General features: G+C 74.1%; 6 protein-coding genes. 4 read left to right on the forward strand and 2 right to left on the reverse strand.

Features of this window, described 5'->3' with window-relative positions; translation table 11 throughout:
* The first annotated feature begins 50 nt into the window (after positions 1 to 50).
* Genes ACTUAL_RS23835 through ACTUAL_RS23845 form a run of 3 tightly spaced genes read left to right on the forward strand, consistent with a single transcriptional unit; the run spans position 51 to position 2,580 of the window.
* A complete protein-coding gene (locus tag ACTUAL_RS23835) occupies positions 51 to 1,367 on the forward strand; it encodes a M16 family metallopeptidase (protein WP_440901813.1) in 1,317 nt (438 codons plus the stop codon).
* Entirely contained in the window at positions 1,364 to 2,131 is a 768-nt protein-coding gene (dapB, locus tag ACTUAL_RS23840) for a 4-hydroxy-tetrahydrodipicolinate reductase (protein WP_440901814.1), read from the forward strand. The genes ACTUAL_RS23835 and dapB overlap by 4 nt, the downstream gene beginning before the upstream one ends.
* Entirely contained in the window at positions 2,128 to 2,580 is a 453-nt protein-coding gene (locus ACTUAL_RS23845) for a hypothetical protein (RefSeq protein WP_096496512.1), read from the forward strand. The genes dapB and ACTUAL_RS23845 overlap by 4 nt, the downstream gene beginning before the upstream one ends.
* A gap of 78 nt (positions 2,581 to 2,658) precedes the next feature.
* Here ACTUAL_RS23845 and ACTUAL_RS23850 read toward each other — a convergent pair whose 3' ends face one another.
* Together ACTUAL_RS23850 and ACTUAL_RS23855 are read right to left on the reverse strand one after the other, a co-directional pair.
* A complete protein-coding gene (locus ACTUAL_RS23850) occupies positions 2,659 to 3,159 on the reverse strand; it encodes a hypothetical protein (protein ID WP_440901815.1) in 501 nt (166 codons plus the stop codon).
* A 10-nt stretch (positions 3,160 to 3,169) separates the two neighbouring features.
* A complete protein-coding gene (locus tag ACTUAL_RS23855) occupies positions 3,170 to 3,736 on the reverse strand; it encodes an N-acetyltransferase family protein (RefSeq protein WP_440901816.1) in 567 nt (188 codons plus the stop codon).
* A gap of 55 nt (positions 3,737 to 3,791) precedes the next feature.
* Here ACTUAL_RS23855 and ACTUAL_RS23860 point away from each other — a divergent pair.
* On the forward strand, positions 3,792 to 4,867 hold a 1,076-nt coding region (locus ACTUAL_RS23860), incomplete at its 3' end, for a winged helix-turn-helix domain-containing protein (protein WP_440901817.1).

Raw genomic sequence — 4,867 nt, forward strand, 5'->3', positions numbered from 1 at the left:
GGCGGCCGGGGGCCCCGGGGCCCCCCGGCCCCCGTCCGCTTGGGCGGGGTGTGACCGAGCTGCTGGAGGAGAGCCCGTCGGGCGTGGTGGTGCGGCGCACCCTGCTCCCGTCCGGGCTGAGGGTGATCACCGAGCACATCCCCGGCGCGCGCTCGGCCGCCGTGGGGCTCTGGGTGCAGGTCGGCTCGCGCGACGAGGCCCCCGAGGTCGCGGGCGCGGCGCACTACCTGGAGCACCTGCTGTTCAAGGGGACCGCGCGGCGCACGGCGGCGGCCATCGCCGAGGAGATCGACGCCGTCGGCGGCGAGCTGAACGCGTTCACCGCCAAGGAGCACACCTGCTACTACGCGCACGTCCTGGACTCCGACCTGCCGCTGGCGGTCGACCTGGTGTGCGACGTGGTCTTCGACGCGCTGTGCGAGCAGCGCGACTTCGAGACCGAGCGCGGCGTGGTCCTGGAGGAGATCGCCATGCGCGACGACGACCCCGAGGACCTGCTGCACGACGCGTTCCTCGAAGCCCTCATGGGCGGCCACGAGCTCGGCCGCTCCGTGCTGGGCAGCGAGCAGTCCATCACGGACATGGACCGCGACGCGCTGTACGCGTTCTACCGGGGCCGCTACTCGCTGCCCAGCATGGTGCTCTCGGCGGCGGGCAACGTCGACCACGAGCGGGTGCTGGAGCTGGCGCGCGAGCGCGTCGGCGAGCGGCTGCTGGACGTGCCCGGCACGCCCGTGCCCCCGCGCGGCGGCGAGGTGCGCGTCGACCCGGTCGACCGGCTGGTGCTGCACAGCGACGACACCGAGCAGGCGCACCTCATGCTGGGCGTGCGGGCGCTCGACCGGCACGACGAGCGGCGGTTCGCGCTCAACGTGCTGAACGCGGCGCTCGGCGGCGGCAGGAGCTCGCGGCTGTTCCAGGAGGTCAGGGAGCGGCGCGGGCTCGCGTACCAGGTGTACTCGTCCGTCGGGTCCTACGCGGACACCGGGACGTGGTCGGTCTACGCGGGCTGCCAGCCCGACCGGCTCGGCGACGTGGCGGGCGTGATCCGGGACGTGCTGGCCGAGGTCGTGGCGAACGGGCTCACCGACGCCGAGATCGCCAGGGCCAAGGGGCAGCTGCGCGGGGCGATGGTGCTGGGCCTGGAGGACACCGGCTCCCGGATGTCCCGCGTCGGCAAGGGCGAGCTGAACTACGGCGACTACCTGTCCGTGGAGCAGACCCTGGAGCGGGTCGACGCGGTGACCTCCGCCGAGGTCGCGGAGCTGGCCGCCGAGCTGCTGCGACGCCCCGTCGCCGCCGCCGTGGTCGGTCCCTACGATTCGATCGAGGACTTGCCGCACCAGGTGCACGAGGTGATCTCTTGAGTCAGCGTTCTGCCGCCGATCCGATCCGGGTCGGCGTGATCGGGGCACGGGGCCGGATGGGCGGCGAGGTCGTCAAGGCCGTCGGCGCGGCGGCCGACCTGGTCGTCGCGGCCGAGCTCGTCCCGGACGACCCGCTGTCCGCGCTCACCGACGCCGGGGTCGAGGTCGCGGTCGACTTCACCCACCCCGACGCGGTCATGGCCAACGTCCGGTTCTGCGTCGAGAACGGCGTCCACGCCGTCGTCGGCACCTCCGGGCTCGACCCGGCGAGGCTCGGCGAGATCGCCGGGTGGCTCGGCGACGAGCCGGGCACCGGCGTGCTGTTCGCGCCGAACTTCGCGATCGGCGCGGTGCTGACCATGCGGTTCGCCGAGCTGGCCGCGAAGTACTACGACTCGGCCGAGGTCATCGAGCTGCACCACCCGCGCAAGGCCGACGCGCCCTCGGGCACGGCCGCGCACACCGCGCAGCTCATCGCCCGCGCCCGCGAGGCCGCCGGGGTCGACGCGATGCCCGACGCCACCACCCAGGAGCTGGACGGGGCGCGCGGGGCGCAGGTCGACGGGGTCCGGGTGCACTCGCTGCGGATCGCCGGGATGATCGCCCACCAAGAGGTCGTCTTCGGCACCGAGGGCGAGACGCTGACCCTGCGGCACGACTCGCTGCACCGGTCCTCGTTCATGCCGGGCGTCCTGCTGGGCGTGCGGTCGGTGTTCGACCACCCCGGCCTGTCGGTCGGACTCGACAAGTACCTGGACCTGTGAGGGCCCGCACCGCGGCGATGATCGCCATCGCCGCGCTGGTGGTCTACTTCGTCCTGCTGGGCGGGCGCGCGGTCGCGCTGCTGGGCAGCGGCGAGCCGGTCGGGATCGCCCTGGGCGTCGGCGTGCTGATCATGCCGGTGATCGGGGTGTGGGTGGTGTGGTCGAACCTGCGGTTCGGGTTCGCCACCGAGGCCATGGCGCGGGAGCTGGACGAGCAGGGCGCGCTGCCCGACCTGTCCGAGCTGCCGAGGATGCCGTCCGGGCGGGTCGAGCGGGAGGCCGCCGACGAGTGGTTCGAGCGGCGCAAGGCCGACGTCGAGGCCGCGCCGCAGGACTGGCGGCCGTGGTTCCTGCTGGCCCAGGCCTACGACCTGGCCGGTGACCGGGGACGGGCGCGCGACACCATGCGCACGGCCATCGGGCTCTACCAGGACGTCACCGCGAAGTAGTGCCGCTTGCCCCGATCGGGTCGATCCCCGACCTGATCGGGGCATCGTGCTGTCCAGGGCTCCTTCAGCGGGGCCTGCTCAGGGGTGCAGGAAGCCCGAGAGGGCGGCGGGGGAGGCGGCCAGCACGCTGAACCGCACGAACCGGCCGACCACGCCGGTCGCCAGGAACAGCGCGGTGGACATGCCCGCGAGCCCGGCCAGGACCGTGCTGAACATGAACGGCGGCAGCCCGAGCAGCGAGCTGACCGCGTGCGTGCCGAACATCCAGTGCGGGTGCCGGTGGCAGCGCGCCCGCACCGCCTCCAACCGGGCCCGCCACCTCACCCGCCACGGCTTCACCGGACGGTCGGGGCGCTCGGCGGGCTTGAGGAACGCGGGCAGGTGCAGCGAGCCCCTGGCGGCCAGGAAGTACACCAGCTTGCCCAGCACCTGACCGGGGGCGACGGCGAGCGCGATCCACCACCACGAGATGTCCGGCTGCTGCGTCACCAGCCCGATCACGAACAGCTCGACGCTGATCAGCGGCATCAGCGCGGAACCGACCGCGACGCCGAAAGTCAGCAGCAACCACCCCAGCACCACGCCCAGACTACAGACCGGTAACGACTTCCTCGTCGAGGTTTGGCGAGCCGGACAGCCGCAGCTCCCGGACCGGGCGACCGGAGGCGTCCAGGGTGCGCACCGTGCCGTCCGCGCCCCAGCCGCGCTTCGCGTAGAACGACACCAGGGGCAGGTTCGCCTCGGGGACCCAGGCGACGCCCCTGGTCACGCCGCCCTCCACGAGCAGCTCGCAGGCGCGGGCCAGCAGCCTGCCGCCATGCCCGCGCCGTCCCCAGCGGGGCTCGACCAGCAGCGTCGACACCAGCGCGGTGGTGGCGGCGTCGTCCGGGACCACGCCCTGGGCGTCCGCCAACTCCTCCTGCGGGGCGATGCCCACCGCGCAGAACCCGACGAGCCAGTCGCCCTCGGTCGCCACCAGCACCTGGCCCCGGTCCACCGCCTCCGCCCAGACCGCGGCGGTCTCGGCGACGTCGATGCCGTCCAGCACCTCGGCGGGGAGGATCTTGGCGAACCCGGTCCGCCAGGTGTCGCGGTGGACGCGGGCGATCTCCGGCACGTCGTCGGTCGTCGCGGGGCGCACCGCTGCTTCGGCCATGCCGGGCACCCTAGTGATCAGCCCGCGGGCCGATTTGTCGGCCCCCGCCGGCACGATGCGGCGGGTGCAGACGATGAGCGCGGACACCGCACGCCTGACCGCACTGGCGGCGCAGGGCTTCGCCGACCCCCGACCGGCGGCGCCCACGCGCAGGCACCTGCAGCGGGTGCTCGGCCGGACCAAGCTGCTCCAGCTCGACTCGGTCAACGTGGCGGTGCGGGCGCACTACATGCCCGTGTTCAGCAGGTTGGGGGACTACCCGGTCGGGTTGCTCGACGACGCCGCGTGGACGCCCAGCGCGCGCAAGCCCCGGCTGCTGGTCGAGGCGTGGGCGCACGAGGCCAGCCTGGTCCCGGTGGAGGACTGGCCGCTGGTGCACTCCGGCGCGAAGAGGAGGGGGTGGTGGGCCGGTTACGGCAAGCTCGTCGAGGACTCGCCCGAACTGGTGGCGGACATCCTGGCGGTGGTCGCCGAGTCGGGGCCGATCGGGGCCGGGGCGATCGAGCGGGCGCTGGTCGCGCCGGAGAAGCGGCAGCGCGGGCCGTGGTGGGACCGGTCCGAGGTGAAGCGGATGTGCGAGTACCTGTTCGCGATCGGGCAGCTGGCCACGGGGACCCGGCGCGGGTTCGAGCGGTTGTACGACCTGACCGAGCGGGTGGTGCCCGCCGAGGTGCTCGGGCGGCGGGTCGGGCCGGAGGAGGGCGCGCGCGGGCTGGTGGCGCGGGCGGCCGGGGCGCTGGGCGTGGGGACCGAGACCGACCTGCGGGACTACTACCGGCTGCCGCCCGCGCGCAGCAGGCAGGCGGTGGCCGAGCTGGTCGAGGCGGGGGAGCTGGAGCCGGTCGAGGTGGAGGGCTGGGCGGCGCCCGCGTACCGGCACGTGGGCGCGGCGACGCCCCGGAAGGTGACCGGTCGGGCGCTGCTGTGCCCGTTCGACCCGCTGGTGTGGGAGCGGGCGCGCACCGAGCGGATCTTCGGGTTCCGGTACCGCATCGAGATCTACGTGCCCGAGGCGAAGCGGGTGCACGGGTACTACGTGTTCCCGTTCCTGCTGGACGGGCGGCTGGTCGCGCGGGTGGACCTGAAGGCGGACCGGGCGGCGGGGGCGCTGCTGGTGCAGGGCGCGTACGC

The sequence above is a fragment of the Actinosynnema sp. genome, assembly GCF_052038725.1.